The 606-nt window shown below is 67.7% G+C and carries 1 protein-coding gene; it reads right to left on the bottom strand.

Translation table 11 applies throughout. The features are described from left to right. Positions 1-571, bottom strand: a 571-nt coding sequence (locus ACLF3M_RS35395) for a hypothetical protein (RefSeq protein ID WP_430661713.1), incomplete at its 3' end; no start/stop codon positions are given. Between the last annotated feature and the right edge of the window lie 35 nt (positions 572-606).

Here is a 606-nt window from a genome sequence, read left to right as displayed (position 1 = left end):
CGACAATCGGACTAGCTCGGCCGGACGTAGAGATCGCACGCACGGTATAGCGCAGCGAGCCGGTCACCGGCGGTGCGGTGTCCACCCATAGCGCCCCGCGCAGCAGCCGTGGTGCGACACGCCGCTCGGCACCAAGGCGCAGCACTTCGTAGCCGTAGAATCCGGGCTCATTGTTCGGTGTCCATCGCAGCACTGCATCGGCACCGGCCATGCTCGCTTCCACCCATCGTGGCGGGGCGGGTGGCTGGCGATCGAAAGGCGTGATCGAGACCAGCACGGTCGCGAAGGGTTGCAGCAGAAGCGTCAGGCGCAGGCGCCTACCAACCATGCGCAGTCCAGGGCGGAGCGATGCTCCCTCCGCCATCTCCGCGGCCCGGCGCAGCTGGCGCACGGCAATTGGCGAAAGGGGCGGCGACGGCATGCGGCGGCGATTGGCAGCGAAGGCGTTGGAATGCGTGCCGTCGATTCGGAACAGCGCAACGTTGGCGCGGCGCCAGGGAATGTCGTGGAGCTCCAGCTCCACCGACACCGCTGTCGCGGAGACGCCGTGCGGATGATGCGTGACAAGCACGCTGACACGTTCCTCATCGGCCGTGACCAGCTGGA

The sequence above is a fragment of the Falsiroseomonas sp. HW251 genome (genome assembly GCF_050563545.1).
Lineage (GTDB): Bacteria > Pseudomonadota > Alphaproteobacteria > Acetobacterales > Acetobacteraceae > Falsiroseomonas.
Note: the sequence above shows the minus strand (reverse complement) of the source record. Positions and strands in the feature narration are given on the sequence as shown.